Raw genomic sequence first — 18,258 nt, 5'->3', positions numbered from 1 at the left:
TTAAGCTGTCAATTTACCCATTCTTCTTAAAACTACTCTAATTCTGGCTTCAAGTTCTGCAGGATTAAATGGTTTTACAATAAAGTCATCAGCACCTGCATCTAAACACTTAATTCTTTTGTCAGAACTTTCTTCACCAGAAAGAATTATAATTGGTATAGAATTGAAAAAATCGCTCACTTTTACTTGTTCGATTAATTCCAAGCCACTAAGTTTTGGGGTGTTTAAATCAGCAATAACTAAATCGGGGATGTTTCCATTTTGTAAAAAAGATAAAGCATCCATTCCGTTAGATCTCATTTCGATAGTGTATGTAGAGCTTAAAATTTCTTCAAGTATAGCCTGCATAAAAACATCATCTTCAACGATTAGAATTTTAATTATTCTTGTGCCTGATAGATTCATTTTTGGGATGTGGTTTTAAAAATATGCATTGTACTAACCTAAAAACACGTAGAAGGATTTTGGTGAAAAAAATTGATTGTAATATACAGAATGTAATCACTTTAAAAAGTTTTCTAATAAATTTAAATACAGATACTTAATAAAGGCCTTTGGTGAAACTTAATGATCGAAAGTTGCAAAGATTTTTTAAACCGTAATTTAAGCGTCCGAACAAAGGTGGGTTTCATTTATTTGTTGAGTTTAATAAATACTAAATCTCGCCTAAAATATCGCTATGGTCGTTCAAACACACCTAAAGTAATTGTGTGCACAATTCTCATTAAGAAATAAATTTTAGATAATGACATTTGTGCAATTATAGTAAAAAGCCTTCTAATTACAAACTCATTTTAGGGAATTTAATGTTAATTTTTTTTTTATTTGATGAAAATTAGTATTGCATCTTAAATTTCAATTATTTCAAAGCTAATCTGATATTTTTTTTGACAAAACATACAAAACATTAATTGCAAGGTTAATGTTAGCTTTAAATAAAAAAGCTAATATATATTTTTAAAAATTAAACACATATCTTTAATTTTTAGTTAGGTACGTAACATTTTTTTTTTCATAAGAATAAAAAAAAATAGCTTTAGCAAAAAACCTTTTAAATCATGTAAAAGGTTAAATTATTAACTAAATATTAAACTCTCTTCAAAGGTTAAAAACTTTGAATAACTAAATTATCATTTAAAATATGAGCAAATCCTTGTTTTTATTTAATCAAAATCAATTAAATCGTTTATTACCATTTTATATTTTAATTAATAGTGACTTAATTGTTAAATCGAGTGGGACTAATTTCGAACAATTAAGTTTAGAAATTGATAACAAGCATTTTACCTCAAATTTTAAAGTAGAAAACTTTGAGGATGATTTAATCACTTTTGATTTCTTAAAATTTAATAAAAAGGAAACTACGAATATCTTTATTAAATCAGATTCAAATAAATCTATTGTTGGTTATTTCGAGTTTTTAGAAGAAGATAACCTTATATTATTTGCAGGGAAAAATATTACAGAGCAATTTATAACTGAAAAATCGAATAATCAGCTTTCAATCCGTGCACAGCAAAAGCAACTTCTTATTTTATCTCAAATTGCTGAGGTTAATACCAATACCGTAATTATAACTGATAGTAATGATGAAATTACCTGGGTTAATCAGAGTTTTACCGAATTAACGGGTTATTCTTTTGATGAAGCAATTGGGAAAAAGCCAGAACATTTGCTTCATGGGGCAGGTACAAATCAGAAAACTTTAAATTATTTAAACGAACAGGTTCAAAATGGTCAATCTTTTAATGCCGATATATATAACTATTCAAAATCGGGCAAACCTTATTGGGGGAAAATAAAAGGTCAGCCGGTTCATAATCAAGAAGGAGAAATAACAGGTTTTTTTGCATTGATAGAGGATATTACAAACGAAAAAGAAGTACAAGAGCAGTTAAAGGATTCAGAAAACCGATTTAGAATAGCACTCGAAAAAATAGGGAATGTTTGGGAGCATGATTTTACAACAGGAAAAACTTTTTTTTCTAAAACTAATAATGAATTTTGGGGCTATGACGAAGATGAACTGGAACGAAAAGAATTAAATTGGTGGGATAGTGTCCATAAAGATGATTTTCATTTGTTACTTAAAAATTTTAAAGATTATAGAAGAGGTAAAATAGATTCTCATAATGAAGAATACCGAATAATACATAAAAATGGAGATGTAAAATGGGTATTAGACAGGGGTGTGGTTATTGAGAAAGATGAAGATGGTAGACCACTTCGAATTGTTGGCACACATACAGATGTAACGCCAATTAAGCATACCGCTCAGGAATTAGAACAAAGAGTGAAACAATTTAAATCTCTTTCAGAAAATATACCGGGTGTAATTTATGAATACGAGTACAGAGAAGATGGTACAGATGGTTTAAGATATATCAGCCCGGCTATTGTGCGTGTTTTTGGAATAACTCCAGATGAATTTTGGAATCAGAAATATATTGCTCCCGAAGACCAGGAAAGAATTAATCAGAAGCAACAGCATAGCAAGAATACATTAGAGCCATTTTATGATGAATCTGAAATCACAATTCCCGGATTAAGTACCAGATGGTATGCTGTACATTCATCTTATTCTTATACTGATCAGAATAATGCTAAAGTTTTTACCGGTTTCATGTCTGATATTACGGAGCGAAAAGCCATAGAAGAATCTTTAAGAATTAATGAAGAGAAATACCGGAGCATTTTAGCAAATATGAAACTTGGCTTGCTAGAAGTTGATAATGATGGCAAAATTACATACGCTAATAATAGTTTTTGCTACATGAGCGGTTATACAATGCCCGAATTGATAGGGAAGTATACCGATAAATTATTTCTTTCGGAAGAAAGGTCTGAAGCTGATCGTGAAAAATGGAGAAATAGAGAAAAAGGTCTTGGTGATGCTTATGAAGTTGAAACTAAGGATAAAAAGGGTAATAAAAAATGGTGGTTAATTAGTGGAGCACCACGTTATAATGATAAAGCAGAGCTAGTGGGTTCCATTGGTATACACCTCGATATTACAGATCAGAAGGTTCAGGAGACTGATCTTGTTGAGGCAAGAATAGAGGCTGAACAATCGGCCCATTCAAAGGAGATTTTTCTGGCAAATATGAGTCATGAAATTAGAACGCCAATGAATGCAATTATGAGCATGTCTAATCAACTCGCTAAAACTAATCTCGAACCTCAGCAGGAGTTTTATCTTGAGACTATCCATACGGCATCAAAAAATTTACTTGTTATTATCAATGATATACTTGATTTATCAAAAATTGATGCCGGAAAATTAAGTTTGGAAAATATTGGGTTTAATCTAATTGATGTTCTTCAAAATGCAATGCAAGTTATTACCCACAAAGGTGAAGAAAAAGGCTTAGACCTCAATAATTTCTATTTTGATGGTAACATTGCCAAGGTTTTAATGGGAGATCCCTATCGGTTAAATCAAGTTTTACTTAATCTGATGACTAATGCGGTCAAATTTACTGAAAAAGGTTCTGTAGATTTAATTTGCAAGGTGATTACTGATAAGCCAAATTCACAAGTAATTCATTTATCGGTTGTTGATACGGGAATTGGAATGGAAGAATCTTTTGTAAAGCATTTGTTTGAAAAGTTTAGTCAGGAATATGAATCTGTTAGTCGTAAATATGGTGGTACTGGTTTAGGTATGAGTATTTGCAAAGAGCTTGTAGAGCAAATGGGCGGGCAGATTTTTGTTGAAAGTAAAAAGGGTATTGGTTCTACCATATCATTTGTTATCGAATTTCAAAAAGGCGTATCAGAAGATATGCCTGAAAAAACTGAAACCAAATTTAGCGAAGATTTTCTTGTAGGTAAAAAAGTTCTGGTTACAGATGATAATGATTTAAATCGTCTTGTTGCATCAATTCTTCTTTTAGATTATGGAGCAACTGTAATGGTTGCTGAAAATGGAGAAACTGCGATTGATATGATCTCCAAAGAGAATTTCGACATTATTTTAATGGATATTCAAATGCCTGTGATGAATGGATATGAAACCACCAGAAAGATAAGGAAAATGGGAAATACAATTCCTATAATTGCATTAACTGCATCGGCCATTAAAGGTGAACGCGAAAAATGTTTGGCTTGCGGAATGAATGATTATATAACCAAACCAATTAATGAAGAGGAATTTTTAAATACAATAGATAAATGGATTATTACAGAGCAAGAAAGCGAGGAAGATAATGATATGGCAGAAGCAATCGAAGGAGAAGAGCTTTATAATTTATCAGGCTTAAGAACCATAAGTAAGGGTAGGGAGGCATTTGTAAAAAAAATGGTAGATATGTTTTGTGAACAAACTCCAATAACCGTAAAAGAAATGATTGATGCTTATCATGCCAATGATTTGGAGCAGATGGGAGCAATTGCACATAAGTTGAAATCAAATATTGATAATTTAAACATTACATCACTTCAAAAAATTATTAGAGATATTGAAAACATAGGCAGGGAAAGATTAGAAGATCCCTCATTACCAACTGCTTTGAAAGATACTGAAACTATTATTTTAAAAGTTGTAAATGAACTAAAAAAAGAATTTCCTGATGAGGTATAAACTAAAAAATTAAAAAACTTAAATTAAGTTAAATATCAATAATTAAGGCCATCTACTAAGGATGACCTTAATTATTTATGCTTCGTCTGATAGTATGGAATCTATTTTTTCGAGTTCGTCAGTGCTGAAATTAACATTGTCTAAAGCTTTAATGGAATCCGTAATTTGTTCTGGCTTACTTGCTCCAATTAAAACAGAAGTTACGCGTTCATCTTTAAGTAACCAGGCAATTGCCATTTGTGCCAGTTTTTGATTTCTTGATTTCGCAACATCATTAAGTTTAGCGATTATCGAGAGTTTTTCAGGCGTTAAGTTGCTTTCATTCAAAAATACACCACTTGTCGCTACTCTCGAATCTGATGGAATGCCATTCAAATATTTATCCGTTAGTAAACCTTGTGCCAGTGGAGAAAAGGGAATACAGCCAACTTCATTTTCTTTTAAAACATCCATTAACCCATCTTCAACCCAACGCTCAAACATCGAATATTTAGGCTGATGAATTAAACAAGCAGTACCCATTTCCTTTAATATTTTAAATGCTTTTTCAGCATCATTTGCTTGATAATTTGAAATTCCGACATATAATGCCTTCCCTTGCTGAACAATTAAACTTAATGCAGCCATAGTTTCTTCTAACGGCGTATCCGGATCAGGGCGATGGTGATAAAAAATATCAACATAATCTAGTTGCATGCGTTTTAAACTCTGGTCTAAACTAGAAACCAAATATTTTTTCGAACCCCATTCGCCGTAAGGCCCGTCCCACATTTTGTAACCTGCTTTAGATGATATTATCATTTCATCGCGATAGCTTTTAAAGTTTTCTTTTAAGATTTTACCAAAAGTTTCTTCTGCTGAGCCCGGCGGCGGGCCATAATTATTTGCTAAATCAAAATGTGTAATTCCCTTACTAAATGCAGTTGCAATTAAATTTTTACTGTTTTCGTAAACATTTACATGCCCGAAGTTGTGCCACAAACCAAGTGATAGAGCAGGTAATTTTAAACCGCTATTGCCGCAACGGCGATAAATCATCGATTCGTATCGGTTTGTTAAATCTATATTATTCATAAATTTTTATTAACTGGATATTTGGGCGTAAATTAAGATAATTATCTTTTGAATCGAGACAAATTTAAAATGTGAATACGAAGCCAGCCAATAGATAAACTTTCCCCAATATTTATTCTTTCCTTTTCAACTCTATAACCGTAATTTCTGGCCATATACCAATGCGGCCAGAGAAGCCTAAAAATCCAAAGCCCCTGTTAATATTTAAAAATCTGCTATTTTCTGATTTCAATCCTGCCCAATGTTTATACCTATATTTCACAGGACTCCATTTTATACCAAAAGCTTCAATTCCAAATTGCATACCATGAGTATGCCCTGCAAGTGTGAGCTGAATTTTTGAAGGAAATTGTTTCACCTGTGCATCCCAATGAGATGGATCGTGAGAGAGTAAGATTTTGAAATCATTTGTTTGTGTATTTTGAAGTGCTTTCTTCAAATCACCTCGTTCACCAAAACCTACACCCCAGTTTTCTACACCTGCAAGAATTATTGTTTGTCCGTTTTTATTAATTTGAACATGCTCATCAAGTAATAATTTAAATCCTAAATCAGCATGATAATTTTTTAATTGTTGTAAGTTTCTAATTTTTTCAACTTCTGTAGGCCACTTAACGTAGTCACCATAATCATGGTTGCCTAAAACTGAAAACTGTCCAAATGGTGATTTAATTTGAGAGAAATGCCCGATATAAGGTACAATTTCGGAAGAAGCATTGTTAACTAAATCTCCTGTGAAAACAAATAAATCACTTTTTTGAGCATTAATTAAATCAATACCTTTTTGTACCGCCTTTGGATTAGTAAAACTTCCTGCGTGTACATCTGATATCTGAGTAAGGGTAAAACCATCAAAACTCTCAGGTAAATCATCAAAATATATTGTATGTTTTATTACCCTGTATGCGTATTTTCCATGAGTAATTCCATAAATAAATAAAATAACCGTTAAACAAAACATAATTAGTGCAAAGTCTACCCAATAAGTACTTCTTACTAACCAATTAAATCCTTCGGGCTGAAAATTAGATATTATTCCTAAAATTAAACGATAGATATCGCCAATTAAAAGAAATATGGCAAAAATTAGTTCTGCAACAAATACAATTAAAAATAAATGACTGGCAATTTGAAAATATTTATCCATACCACCGCTTCCTTGAACCCTTTGTATGGCTAAAATTAGCAAAGCGATTATAATCGTTATAAATGTCCAGAATACTGGCGGTAAAATTTTTGAGCTAATTATTGTTGTTAATCCTGATAAAATATATGCATTAAGAAACATAAATAATGCAGCAACGATTATGATTGGTAAAAGGTTGAATCTTCTTTTCATTAATTAAATTATAATACTTTTTGTAAAAGTATGTTTAATAGAGAGATAAAAAACATGGAAGTTTTATGAAGGGTTTTTTTGACTATTTTCTGATTATTGATTTATTTTCTTTTTTGAGAACTTAATCATAAATTTTCTTAAATGATCAAATACAAATGGATCGGCTAGAAAACCTTTCATGTAGGCATTAAAAAATTTGCATTAAAATTTTCCAACTATATTGCTGTAAGGTTTAGTTAACCTGTTAAAGCCTTATTTTATATATTACATTCTTTTATTAGCTTTGTATGAATATGCTATCAAAAAAGACTAAGTACGCCATTAAAGCACTCGTTGCGCTTGGCAAAAATGTAGAAAAACCGCCTATGCAGATCTCAAAAATTGCAGAGGAGGAGCATATTCCTAAAAAATTTCTCGAACAAATTCTTTTAGATTTAAGAAATGCTGGCTTTTTATATAGTAAAAAAGGTGCCGGTGGAGGTTATAGTCTAAATAAAAAGCCTGAAGAAATTCTATTGGTTCAGGTAATGCGTGTTACTGATGGGCCGATTGCAATGGTTCCATGTGCAAGTTTAAATTTTTATCATAAATGTGATGAATGTGTGGACGAAAAAACCTGTGGTATAAGAAGTGCATTTATCGATGTTAGAGATGCTACTCTTAAAGTTTTAAGCGAAACTAGCATTGCCGATGTTATTGGTCGTGAAGATACTTTGAAGCTGGGTATCGAAAGAATTTAATAGATTTCCTTTTAAATTCTTTAATTGAATATAATAATTTTTAATAAAAATTACTACTATTCCTATATACTTTATATATTTGGCAGATGAACTTCATTTTTATATTTATCCAAATTTGTAGCCGAATGATTTACTATTGTTGCAAAACAACTTAGAAGAGGATATTGAATAATTTATAAGTATAAAATATTTAATGCTTTTCGGTAATAGAAGGGCATTTTTAGAATAAAGCTAACAACACAATATGCAAAGTTTCAGAACAGAACTCGAAAACAATATTGTCGAGCAGGACATTATCGATTTAGAGCATAAAATTAAAGCTTTTCGCGATGGAACCATTCACGACGAGAAATTTAGAAGTTTACGCTTAGCCCGTGGTGTTTACGGACAAAGACAACCAGGTGTGCAAATGATTCGCATTAAACTGCCATTTGGAAAGGTAACTTTTAAACAATTATTGCGCATTGCTGATATCGCAGATGAGTATGGAAGTGGAAATTTGCACTTGACCACCCGTCAGGATATTCAGTTGCATTATGTAAGTTTAGACAGAACTCCAGAGCTTTGGGCAAAACTAGAGCAAGATGATATTACGCTTCGTGAGGCTTGCGGAAATACAGTTCGTAACGTAACGGCATCGCCAAATTCTGGTATTGATAAAGATGAACCTTTTGATGTTTCGCCTTATGCACATGCCGTTTTCAAATACTTTTTGCGTAACCCAATTTGCCAGGAAATGGGCAGAAAGATTAAAATTTCTTTTTCATCAAGCGATAAGGATACGGCTTTTAGTTACATACACGATTTAGGTTTTATTCCAAAAATTAACGAGAATGGCGAACGTGGCTTTAAGGTTTTATTTGCTGGTGGTTTAGGTGCTCAGCCATTTTTAGCGAGTCCTATTCATGATTTTTTACCTGAAAATCAATTAATTCCTTTTACCGAATCTGTTTTGCGTGTTTTCGACCGTTATGGCGAACGTACCAATAGAAACAAAGCCCGACTAAAATATTTGGTTCAGAAATTAGGTTTAGAAGAGGTTTTACGTTTGGTGGCTGAAGAGCGCATTGCGAACAAAGTAAAAACTTTTGTAATCGACAGAGATACCGTTCCTCAACCGACGTTACCTTTGGAGCAAGAATATGCAGAGGTTGAAATACTGAACGAAATGCATTATAAACACTGGTTTGCAACAAACGTTGTCGAACAGAAGCAGGATGATTTTTATTCCGTTTACGTAAAGGTTCAGGTTGGTGATATTAAAACCGATAAAGCTCGTGCTTTTGTCGATGCCATTAAACCTTACGTTGCCGATGAAATCAGAATTACACAAAACCAAGGTTTGCTTTTGAAGTTTGTTCGTAAGGAAGCTCTGCCGTCATTATATGTTTCATTAAATAAAATAGGCTTTACAACAGCTGGTTTTGATAGTTTAGCAGATATAACAACTTGCCCTGGAACAGATACTTGTAATTTAGGAATCTCAAATTCAATGACTTTAGCCGAAGTTTTGGAAGATGTGATTTACACTGATTTTCCTGAGTTTATTTACGAGAAAAACATCAAGATAAAAATCAGTGGTTGTATGAATTCTTGCGGACAACATGGTTTAGCTGAAATTGGTTTTCACGGAAGTTCGGTAAAAGCAGATGGGAAAGTTGTTCCGGCAGTTCAGGTTATGCTTGGCGGCGGAACAGTTGGAAACGGTGTTGGTAGAGTTGCAGAACGCGTAATTAAAGTGCCATCCAAAAGGGCAACGAGTGTTTTGCACTTCATTCTAAATGATTTCAAAGAAAATAATAAAGAGAATGAAAACTTCCATCAATATTATGATAGAAAAGGTAAAGACCATTTTTATCAACTTTTAAAACCACTTGCAGATTTAACCAACCTACAGCAAGAAGAATTTGTAGATTGGGGCCATGTGGAGCAATTTGCGACTGCCATTGGTGTTGGCGAATGCGCCGGAGTTGTGATTGATTTAGTAGCGACTCTACTTTTAGAGGCTGATGAGAAATTTGGTTGGGCTAAACAAAATTTAGATAAAGGCACTTACGCTGATGCGATTTACCACACGTATAGCACTTTCGTTAGCGCTGCAAAATCCTTGCTTTTAGATAAAAGCATAAATAGTAGCACACAGGTTGGCATAATCAGGGAGTTTGATAATCATATAGAAACTGGCGAATTTAACTTACCGACAAATTTTTCAGATTTGGTTCTTCAAATCAATAAAAACGAGCCAACAGCAGAATTCGCAGCAAAATATTTTAATGAAGCTGAAGCATTTTTAAATCAGATTAAGGAAAAAAGGAATGAGAGAATTAGACATTGATAGAATGAGTGATTGTTAGGTAGAAATGATAGAATGAGTGTTGGAGTGAATTATAGAATGAGGATTTTTAAAGCAGAAATGATAGAATGAGTGTTTGAGTGAATTATAGAATGAGGATTTTTAAAGCAGAAATGATAGAATGAATGTTTGAGAGAATTATAGAATGTTTGGGAATCGCTATAAAAAACATTCACTCATTCAAAATTCAATAATTAGGAATCTCTATAAAAAACATTCACTCATCCAATCATTCAATAATTAAAAAACTATGGTTAATCAAAATAAAGAATCAAGAATAACCCTTTTAGGTGCTGGTCCGGGCGACCCGGATTTACTTACCTTAAAAGGTGTTAAAGCTTTACAAACTGCAGATGTTGTGTTATATGATGCTTTAACGAATGAGGCATTATTGGAACATGCTCCTGCTGAAGCCATTAAAGTTTACGTTGGAAAACGTTCTGGCGAGCATTCATATCCGCAAGAAACCATCAACAAATTAATGATTGATTATGCCTTAAACTACGGTCATGTGGTGCGCCTAAAAGGGGGCGATCCATTTGTATTTGGCAGAGGATATGAAGAGTTGGATTATGCAGCATCTTATAGTATTCCGGTAGATGTAATACCAGGTATTTCCAGTTCAATCGGTGTTCCAGCTTTGCAACAAATTCCGGTAACACATCGCGGTTTGAGCGAAAGTTTCTGGGTAATTACAGGTACAACTACTTCTGGCGAAGTTTCTAATGATATTTATCAGGCGGCAGAATCGAATGCTACAGTTTTAGTGTTGATGGGGCTGAAAAAACTATCTAAAATTATCGAAATCTTTAAAGCAGCGGGCCGACACAATTTGCCGGCAGCAGTAATTCAAAATGGTTCATCAGCAGATGAAAAGCTAGTTGTTGGCTTGGTTGAAACTATTGAAAGTTTGGTTAGGCAAGAAAACGTTAAAGCACCAGCACTTTTAATATTTGGTGAGGTCGTTTCTTTACATCCATCATTTAAGAATTTAGTAAAACAATATGCAAGTATTGCCTAACCAATCCAGTAGTGAAGAAACTTTCTCTGAAGAAGAGAAAGGTAATCAGCTTTTTCCAGTTTTTGTAAAGCTGAATAAGTTGCGTACATTATTAATTGGTGCAGGAAATATTGGTTTGGAAAAACTAACGGCAATTGTTAATAACAGCCATCAGGCTAAAATTACCATTGTTGCTGAAATCGTTTCTACGGAGATTTATGCACTTATTGCAAACTATCCTCAAATAAAAGTGAAGCAGAAAAGTTTTGATGTCTCCGATTTGGAAGATATCGATATTGTTTTTGCCGCAACCAATAACAATATTTTAAACGAAGAAATCAGGGTAGTTACATATGAAAAAGGTTTGCTCATTAATGTAGCCGATAAACCTGATTTGTGCGATTTCTATTTAGGTTCTATCGTACAGAAAGGTGATTTGAAAATTGCAATTTCTACAAACGGTAAATCGCCAACCATCGCAAAGCGATTAAAGCAGATTTTGAACGAAGGAATTCCGGCAGAACTGGATGAAACTTTGCAAAACATGAATGCCTTGCGCCAAACCTTAAATGGCGATTTTTCTGCAAAAGTTAAAAAGCTTAATAAGGTTACCAAAAGCTTAATTAATCCGCGTAAAAGCTTTGCAGAACGAAATATTAAATGGTTAATTTGGATTGCAGCAGTTTTGCTTATTAGCACTATTGGTTTCTCTTTATGGAATACCGAACCTGAATTTCAGACTTTTTTAATTAACATCGACCCATTATTTTACTGGTTTTTAGGTGCAGGATTTGTATTCGCATTAATAGATGGCGCAATTGGGATGTCGTATGGCGTTACTACTGCATCTTTCTCATTGGCGATGGGTTTACCACCTGCATCAGCAAGTATGGCTATCCATATTTCGGAAGTAATGAGTAATGGAATTGCAGGTTGGATGCACTACCGAATGGGTAACGTAAATTGGAAATTATTCAAGATTTTAATTATTCCAGCAATTATAGGCGCAGTTTTAGGTGCCTATATTTTATCTTCATTAGAACATTACAGTGCTTATGTTAAGCCTGTAGTAGCAGTTTATACGCTGTTTTTGGGGGCTGTAATTTTGATGAAGGCATTCAACATCAAAAGAAAAAAAGCACACGAGAAGATTAAAAAAATTGGCTTACTTGGTTTTGTTGGTGGTTTTATCGATGCCGCTTTCGGTGGTGGCTGGGGCTCAATCGTATTATCAAGTTTAATTGCAGGTGGTCGCCATCCACTATTTTCTTTGGGAACAGTAAAAATTAGTAGGTTTTTTATTGCAACCTTAAGTTCTTTAACATTTTTTACGATGTTAGGAGGCAAACATTGGGAAGCTGTTTTAGGCTTAATAATTGGTAGTGCTATAGCTTCTCCAATTGCGGCAAGAGTTTCCAACAAAATTTCTGCAAAAACCATTATGGTTGCCGTTGGAATTATCGTAATGATTGTAAGTTTGCGCAGTGTAATTATGTTTATTTTAAAATTAATTTAGATGGTGAATTTAGCAGAAATACAGGCAGAATTATCTGGATTAAATGTGGTAGATAAACTTAAATATTTAGCAGAAAAGTACGCCGATAACATTATCTTTTCTACGAGTTTTGGTTGGGAAGACCAAGCCATTACGCATTTAATTTTCGACAATAATATTCCAATTAAGGTATTTACACTGGAAACTGGTCGGCTTTTTCCAGAAACATATTATGTTTGGAACCGTACTTTGGAAGTTTATAACCAACCGATTTATGCTTATTATCCTCAGAACGAATTATTGCAGGATATGGTGAATATTAAAGGGCCAAATAGTTTTTACGAATCAGTAGAAAATAGAAAGGAATGCTGTTATATCCGTAAAATTGAACCCTTAAAAAGGGCGTTAAAAGGGAACGAAATTTGGGTAACGGGAATTAGGGCTGATCAGAGCGCAAACCGTGAAGATATGCATGATTTAGAGTGGGATGAAGGAAATCAGTTGGTTAAATTCCATCCGATTTTCAACTGGACTTTAGATGATGTGAAAAATTACATTAATGATAATAACATTGTTTACAACACTTTACATGATAAAGGTTTCCCTAGTATTGGTTGTGCACCGTGTACAAGAGCAGTAAAAACTGGCGAAGATTTCAGAGCCGGAAGATGGTGGTGGGAAGACCAAAGTAAAAAAGAGTGTGGTTTGCATACTACAGAAGTTGAGGAAGGAAAGGTTGAAGGTGCATAAAGACCAAAGTTGAAAGACTAAAGACCAAAGCGAGATGCATAGGCACTTTATAATTCCCCTCTTTTAGAGGGGTGCCAGCAGGGCTGGGTGTTTTTAGAAAATAAAACCTCAACTTTTGAAAGGAAGAATTATAACGCGGACAATCCTATCCTTCTCCTTGAAGATAGGGAATGAACGGGAGAGGGCTTTAACCTTAAGGGTAGAGGGAATGCAGAACATAAGATAAAGCTTACACTTTGATTGGGTGAGGTAAACAACAACAAATGATATAAAAATTGGATATTTGAAAGAATAGACTATCGAAAGTCAATTTTTTCATTCAAAATTCAATCAATCAAAACTTAATAAATGAGTACATATAATTTTGATTATTTAGATGAACTAGAGGCCGAGGCAATTCACATTTTGCGTGAAGTGGCTGGTCAGTTTGAAAAACCTGCCTTATTATTTTCGGGTGGTAAGGATTCAATTACTTTGGTTCGTTTGGCAGAGAAAGCCTTTCGCCCTGGGAAATTTCCTTTTCCATTGGTACACATTGATACAGGTCATAATTTCGAAGAAACCATTACCTATCGCGATAAAATGGTAGAAAGAATCGGAGAGCGATTAATTATTGGCTCCGTTCAAGAATCTATTGACCAAGGAAAAGTGGTTGAGCAGAAAGGTAAAAATGCCAGCAGAAATGCTTTGCAAACGATTACACTTTTAGATACCATTGCAAAATACGAATTTGATGCTTGTATTGGTGGTGCCCGAAGAGATGAGGAAAAAGCCAGAGCAAAAGAACGCATATTTTCTGTTCGTGACGAATTTGGGCAGTGGGATCCCAAACGCCAACGCCCTGAACTTTGGAACATTTATAACGGAAAAATTCATAAAGGAGAAAATGTTCGTGTATTCCCAATCAGCAACTGGACGGAGTTGGATGTTTGGAATTACATCCGCAGAGAAAATATCGAATTACCAAGTATTTATTTCTCACATGAGCGTGAAGTGATTACCAGAAATGGTCAATTAATGGCAGCTTCACCATTTTTGAACATGGATAATGAAGATGTGGTGTTTCGTAAGCAAGTTCGTTTCCGTACCGTTGGTGATATGTCTTGCACGGCCGCAGTAGAATCTGAAGCCACTTTAATTGACGATATTATTTCTGAAATCAGCGAATCAAAAATCTCAGAGCGTGGTGCACGTATGGATGATAAAGTTTCTGAGGCCGCAATGGAGGATAGGAAAAAGGGAGGATATTTTTAGGGGAGTAGCAAGTAGTTAGTATAAAATAGCGATTATCAAGTATCAAGACTTGATGTTAAATCCTACAATACTTCCTTCTAAACTTAAAAATGTAATGCTAAGTATAATTATCAAAGTTGAATGACTGCAATTTGTCTTGATACTTGATGCTTTTATCTTAATACTATAACAACATGAACATATTAAAATTTTTCACAGCAGGCAGCGTAGATGATGGTAAGAGTACCTTAATCGGCCGTTTGCTATACGATACAGATTCCATTTTAGCCGACCAGTTAGAAGCCTTACAAAACTCTAACCGTAAAAATGATGATGGAACGATAGATTTGGCAATATTAACAGATGGTTTAAGAGCGGAGCGAGAGCAAGGTATTACTATTGATGTAGCTTACAAATACTTCCAAACGGAAAAACGTAAATTTATTATTGCAGATACCCCTGGGCATATTCAGTACACTAGAAACATGGTTACCGGTGCATCTACGGCAAATTTGGCTATCATTTTAGTTGATGCAAGAAATGGCGTTGTAGAGCAAACTATTCGACATTCTTACTTGGTTTCTTTGTTGGGCATCAAGCATATTGTAGTTTGTATCAATAAAATGGATATGGTTGATTATAGCGAAGAAGTTTATAATTCAATCATCGATAGATACAAAATTTTGGCACAACAACTAAAACTTGTAGATGTAAATTATATTCCGGTTAGTGCACTAAAAGGTGATAATATCGTTCAAAACTCTGAGCGTATGAATTGGTACAATGGTGAAAGTTTACTTCACTTTTTAGAAAAAGTTGATACTGATAATTTAGATAAATCTCAGTTGGCTCGCATGCCTGTGCAATGGGTTATTCGCCCTCAAACAGAAGAGCTTCATGACTACCGTGGTTATGCTGGTCGTGTATTAAGTGGAACTTTTAACCTTAATGATAAGATTACGATTCTACCATCAGGTGCAAGTTCGACTATCGAAAAAATTGAGTTTTTCGATCGATCGCCAAATACAGCTCATGCTGGCCAATCGGTTACCATTCATTTGAAAGATGACGTAGACATCAGTCGTGGTGATACAATTGTAAATGCATCCGCTTTGCCACAGGAATCAAAATTAATCGAGGTAGATTTATGCTGGATGGATGGACGTGCTTTGGATACCTCGATAATGTATTTAATTCAGCATAATAGTAAAGTAACAAAATGTAAAATCAATGAAATTTTGTATAAAATTGATATTAATACTTTAGAAAAGCATCCTGCAGATGAATTCAAATTAAATGACATTGGTCGAGTGATTATAAAAACAGCAGATCCTTTGGCTTTTGATTTATATGATGATAACCGTTCAAATGGTTCGGCTATTTTAATTGATAGTCGGACGAATTTAACAGTTGGAGCGCTTATGTTTAGGGCGGCAGTTGAATAAAGTAAAATGTTAGATGTGTGATGGACGATGTTTTTGGCCAAATTCTAAAGAACCATAACCAAATATCATAATGAAAACTCTAAAATTAGAGGGAAAGTAATTTCAGCGGGGCATCGGTAATGATAGCCCCGTTTTTCATTTTCTACATTATTTTGATAGTATTGTTTCTAAAATTGGATTTACATCTGGCTTAGCCAACGTTGTAAGTCCTCGTTCTACTGTAATTTTACTTATGGAATTCATTAAAACATTTCATCGTATTTCTATATTTACATTTAAAGGACATAAAATTTAAATCATGAAGAATAAAATTATTAGCCTCGCTTTTGCAGCAATTCCACTTATTTATGCTTGTAATTCATCGGATAAGAAAGCAGATACCACCAAAGCAGATTCTGTTTTGAATGAGAAATGCTACGCTGCATCTTTTGAAAAAGATAGTGCAGCCATGATTGTAAAAACAATGGCATCGGGTAAAGTTACGGGTTCGTTGCTGATAAAATATAGTGAAAAGCCGCAAAACAATGGCAAAATTGATGGCAAGTTTCATGGCGATACGCTTTTAGTAGATTACCGATTTAATACCGGTGTTGATACAACTAAAGCATTTACAAATCCGCTGGCATTTTTAAAGAAAGATGGAAAATTGATAATGGGGGTTGCGCAAATAGAAACTACTTTAGGTCGGTCGTATTTTGTAAAAGGCAAACCGATTAATTATGATGCTGGGAAATTTACCTTTAGTGAGGTTCCCTGTAAGTAATTTTTTGGCAAAATGATTAATTCCTAATTCTATTGGGAATCCTAATGCGTTTTTGCGTTCGCATTAAAATTTTTACCTTAGTATGAAGAAGATTAAATGAACAGTCTTAGTGTTTCGCTAAGACTGTTTATTTATTTGGTCTTTCAATTCAATAATGGTTTTCATTGTGTTCGAAGTGAGATGCTAAAATAAATCAAAATTACGAGGCGGTGAGGAGTTTTTTGTAGTAATTTATTTTAAAATAAATTACTACAATTTCTATAGACTTTGTATATTTGAATAATTAATAAAAATTATCACGAACTAAATTTTCAGTCATGATTTTAAGTAAAGTAGAAAAAGCGAACATACAACCAAGAATTACGCTAATAGGAGCAGGTCCAGGCGACCCGGATTTATTTAGTTTAAAAGGTGTTAAAGCATTAAAAACAGCCGATGTTGTTTTGTATGATGCAAATGTGAACGAAGCTTTACTTTGTCATGCTCCAGATGGTATTCCAAAGGTTTATGTGGGCAAACGTACTGATGATGAGGATTTTTCTCAAGATGGAGTGAATAAGCTAATTATAGATTATGCTTTAAATTATGGTCATGTGGTGCGTTTGAAAAGTGGAGATCCATTTTTCTTCGCTAAAGGTTATGAAGAAATTGATGCTGCAGAATCTTACAGCATCCCTACAGAAATTATTCCAGGCATTTCCAGTGCAACTGGTGCGCCGAGTTTGCAAAAAATCCCAATGATTTATAAAGATCTTAGTGAAAGCTTTTGGGCGGTAAGCGGAACAAATTCGAAAGGTGAAATTTCTGAAGATTTATATATTGCCGCTAAAACTAAAGCAACTATTGTAGTGCTTAATGGAATTGAAAAGGTAAAAGAGATTGCATCAATTTTTCAAGGCGAAAATAAAGGTTTACTACCTGTAGCGGTTATTCAAAATGGTTCTTCTCCTGATGAAAAAATTGCTATTGGTATTGTAGATACGATTGCAGAAGTTGTTGAAGATAAAAAAATACAAGCTCCTGCACTTTTGGTATTTGGAGATGTGGTTTCACTGCACCCGCAGTTCCAGCCAATCAGAGATTTTTATGAAATAATTGCTGAAGAATATTAGAGCCTGTTTAAAATTTATCTAATAATTTGTTTATGCTTTTTTTCGGGCACAACATCGATCAATAATTCGAGATAGGCTAGCTATCTCTGCAACATTTGCCTTGTTTCGCTCAAAAAATAAGCAATAAACATTTTTCAAAATATAATTTAAATTGGCTCTTAAAGGGTTAAACTAAATTATATTTGTTTTGTTGTTTAAACCGCTGACGAAAGTTTAGCGGTTTTTTGCGTTTAGCAAGAGAATACTTTGTAGCTAGGCCTGATTGAAACAGCAGCCACCAATTTTTCTATTGGTGCTACAGTGTAAGGCAGGCTGTAATAGGGCAAAAAGTGATGAACTTTCACTTTCAAAAAAAAATTTCCAACCAAACTT

At 33.8% G+C, this 18,258-nt stretch carries 13 protein-coding genes; 10 read left to right on the top strand and 3 right to left on the bottom strand.

Annotation, left to right across the window (positions count from 1 at the left end):
- Positions 1-405: a response regulator transcription factor gene (locus IEV50_RS04270; RefSeq protein ID WP_188412009.1), complete on the bottom strand. Its 405-nt coding sequence runs from the start codon at positions 403-405 to the stop codon at positions 1-3.
- A 736-nt stretch (positions 406-1,141) separates the two neighbouring features.
- Between IEV50_RS04270 and IEV50_RS04265 the strand changes: the two genes are divergently transcribed.
- Positions 1,142-4,582: a PAS domain-containing hybrid sensor histidine kinase/response regulator gene (locus tag IEV50_RS04265; protein WP_188412008.1), complete on the top strand. Its 3,441-nt coding sequence runs from the start codon at positions 1,142-1,144 to the stop codon at positions 4,580-4,582.
- Positions 4,583-4,657: 75 nt separating this feature from the next.
- On the opposite strand, the gene mgrA is transcribed toward IEV50_RS04265, so the two are convergent.
- Entirely contained in the window at positions 4,658-5,656 is a 999-nt protein-coding gene (mgrA, locus tag IEV50_RS04260; RefSeq protein WP_188412007.1) for an L-glyceraldehyde 3-phosphate reductase, read from the bottom strand.
- A gap of 112 nt (positions 5,657-5,768) precedes the next feature.
- A complete protein-coding gene (locus IEV50_RS04255; protein WP_188412006.1) occupies positions 5,769-6,995 on the bottom strand; it encodes a metallophosphoesterase in 1,227 nt (408 codons plus the stop codon).
- A gap of 293 nt (positions 6,996-7,288) precedes the next feature.
- Here IEV50_RS04255 and IEV50_RS04250 point away from each other — a divergent pair, with 293 nt between their 5' ends.
- The 9 genes from IEV50_RS04250 (at position 7,289) to cobA (IEV50_RS04210) (ending at position 17,886) form a co-directional block, all read left to right on the top strand.
- A complete protein-coding gene (locus IEV50_RS04250) occupies positions 7,289-7,735 on the top strand; it encodes an RrF2 family transcriptional regulator (protein ID WP_188412005.1) in 447 nt (148 codons plus the stop codon).
- 244 nt (positions 7,736-7,979) lie between these two features.
- Positions 7,980-10,070 carry a ferredoxin-like domain-containing protein gene (locus IEV50_RS04245; RefSeq protein WP_188412004.1) on the top strand — a complete coding sequence of 697 codons (2,091 nt, stop codon included), beginning with the start codon at positions 7,980-7,982 and terminating at the stop codon, positions 10,068-10,070.
- Positions 10,071-10,338: 268 nt separating this feature from the next.
- On the top strand, positions 10,339-11,109 hold the full coding sequence (cobA, locus tag IEV50_RS04240; RefSeq protein WP_188412003.1) for a uroporphyrinogen-III C-methyltransferase: 771 nt from the start codon (positions 10,339-10,341) through the stop codon (positions 11,107-11,109).
- Positions 11,093-12,604 (top strand): TSUP family transporter, encoded by a 1,512-nt coding sequence (locus tag IEV50_RS04235; protein ID WP_188412002.1) that lies wholly within the window; start codon positions 11,093-11,095, stop codon positions 12,602-12,604. The genes cobA (IEV50_RS04240) and IEV50_RS04235 overlap by 17 nt, the downstream gene beginning before the upstream one ends.
- Positions 12,605-13,333 (top strand): phosphoadenylyl-sulfate reductase, encoded by a 729-nt coding sequence (locus IEV50_RS04230; RefSeq protein ID WP_188412001.1) that lies wholly within the window; start codon positions 12,605-12,607, stop codon positions 13,331-13,333.
- A 348-nt stretch (positions 13,334-13,681) separates the two neighbouring features.
- Entirely contained in the window at positions 13,682-14,587 is a 906-nt protein-coding gene (gene cysD / locus IEV50_RS04225; RefSeq protein WP_188412000.1) for a sulfate adenylyltransferase subunit CysD, read from the top strand.
- A gap of 173 nt (positions 14,588-14,760) precedes the next feature.
- Positions 14,761-16,011 carry a sulfate adenylyltransferase subunit 1 gene (locus IEV50_RS04220; protein ID WP_188411999.1) on the top strand — a complete coding sequence of 417 codons (1,251 nt, stop codon included), beginning with the start codon at positions 14,761-14,763 and terminating at the stop codon, positions 16,009-16,011.
- A 298-nt stretch (positions 16,012-16,309) separates the two neighbouring features.
- Positions 16,310-16,774, top strand: a complete 465-nt coding sequence (locus IEV50_RS04215) for a hypothetical protein (RefSeq protein WP_188411998.1) — start codon at positions 16,310-16,312, stop codon at positions 16,772-16,774.
- Between the two features lie 317 nt (positions 16,775-17,091).
- The gene (gene cobA, locus IEV50_RS04210) at positions 17,092-17,886 is read left to right on the top strand and encodes a uroporphyrinogen-III C-methyltransferase (protein WP_188411997.1); all 795 of its coding nucleotides are present in this window, start codon (positions 17,092-17,094) and stop codon (positions 17,884-17,886) included.
- Positions 17,887-18,258 lie beyond the last annotated feature (372 nt).

Origin of the sequence: Pedobacter mendelii (assembly GCF_014635725.1) — a bacterium.
GTDB lineage: Bacteria > Bacteroidota > Bacteroidia > Sphingobacteriales > Sphingobacteriaceae > Pedobacter > Pedobacter mendelii.
The sequence above is the reverse complement of the archived record's forward strand: the minus strand, read 5'-3'. Positions and strand labels throughout refer to the sequence as shown.